The organism is Frankia sp. CeD (genome assembly GCF_000732115.1).
In the GTDB taxonomy this organism is placed as follows: domain Bacteria; phylum Actinomycetota; class Actinomycetes; order Frankiales; family Frankiaceae; genus Frankia; species Frankia casuarinae.
Genome location: NZ_JPGU01000117.1, coordinates 1 through 1,413, shown reverse-complemented (window position 1 = coordinate 1,413; position 1,413 = coordinate 1). Strand labels below are relative to the sequence as shown.

At 68.8% G+C, this 1,413-nt stretch carries 2 protein-coding genes; both read right to left on the bottom strand.

Annotation, left to right across the window (positions count from 1 at the left end):
• Positions 1-895 (bottom strand): RNA-guided endonuclease TnpB family protein (locus CED_RS21200; protein ID WP_035913764.1); only part of this gene is annotated, 895 nt, incomplete at its 3' end.
• Positions 892-1,314, bottom strand: a complete 423-nt coding sequence (tnpA, locus tag CED_RS21195; protein WP_035913761.1) for an IS200/IS605 family transposase — start codon at positions 1,312-1,314, stop codon at positions 892-894. The genes CED_RS21200 and tnpA, both read right to left, overlap by 4 nt.
• Positions 1,315-1,413: the final 99 nt, after the last annotated feature.

The window sequence follows — 1,413 nt, the reverse complement described above, 5'->3', positions numbered from 1 at the left end:
CCCCCGGCTGGTCCGGGTCGGGCTTCGGCTTGGCCCGGCGGACCATGCCCTTGACGTTCAGCTTCTCGACAGCGATCAGGTCGTGGTCGGCGACCAGTTCGCGCGCGGTCTTGTTCGCGAGGTCGACGCGCTGCCGGGCCACGGCCCGGGACTGGTTCGCGACCCGAGTAGCCGCCTTGCGGCGCCGCTTCGAGCCGCGCTTCTTACNGGCAAGGTCGCGCTGCGCGTTGGCGAGGCGCCCGGCGGCCCGTTCGAGGAAACGCGGGTTGCCGTAGTGCTCGCCGTTCGACGTGGTGGCCAGCGAGGCGACACCCAAGTCCACGCCGACGACGGCGCCCGTTGGTTCCAGCGGCTCGGCGGGCACGTCGTCGCAGGACAGCACGAGGNACCAGCGGGCACCCTCCCGCCTGACGGACAGCGTCTTGACCCGGCCAGCCACTGGCCGGTGCTGGTGGACCTTGACGTGGCCGACGCCCTGAAGGCGGACGAACATCGTCTTCGGGTTCTCGGGCTGCGAGTCCCAGAGGCACCCGTCACCGTTGGCGGGCCACGTCACCGTGTCGAACCAGCCGGCGCCCTTGAACCGCGGGTAGCCGGGCGTCTCGCCCGCCTTGACCCGGCGGAAGAACGCGGCGAATGCGAGATTGAGGCGACGCAGGGTGGCCTGCTGAGAGGAGAACGACCAGCGGGCCTGATCCGCGTCAAACCCCCGAATGTCCTTGAGCTGGGCCGACTGGCCCCNGTAGCGGACCGTCGTCTTGCTCGGATGCCGGTAGGCATCGCGCCGCTCCTGAAGCGCGGCGTTGTACAGCGCCCGGTGGTCGTCGAGCATCGCCGTCAACGCGATCTGCTGGTGCGCGGTCGGGCGGAGCAGGAACTTGTACGACCGTCTCAACGTGGCACCCCCGTGCGCCACGGCCGCTCGTTCTGCGTATCGATGTACCGGCGGACCGTCTCGGCGGACACCGCGCCGACGGTGGCAACGAAGTACGACCGGGACCAGAGCGTGGGCAGCCGGGAGCGCAGGTGCGCGAACTCGCCGCGTAGCACGTGGGACGTGAAGCCTTTGAGCTGGTTGGCGATGTACGACGGGGCGTGCTTCGGATGAGCTTTCACGAACAGGTGCACGTGGTCGGGCTCGATCTCCAGCGCGACGATCAGCCAGTCATGCTCGGCGCACTTCTCGCGGATCAGCCCNTCAAGCCGGTCTCGGACCGGACCGACGAGGACAGCACGGCGGTACTTCGGGCACCACACGACGTGGTAACCGAGGTCATAGGCGCCACCCGCGCCGACCTGCACCGTCCGGGACATGCCGTTGATTATACCAGCGTGGCCGGTATAACCGTTGCGGTCCGTGCCGGATTCCCCTGTCGCCTGAAGGCGACAGTCCCCTCCGGAGGTCATTGATGG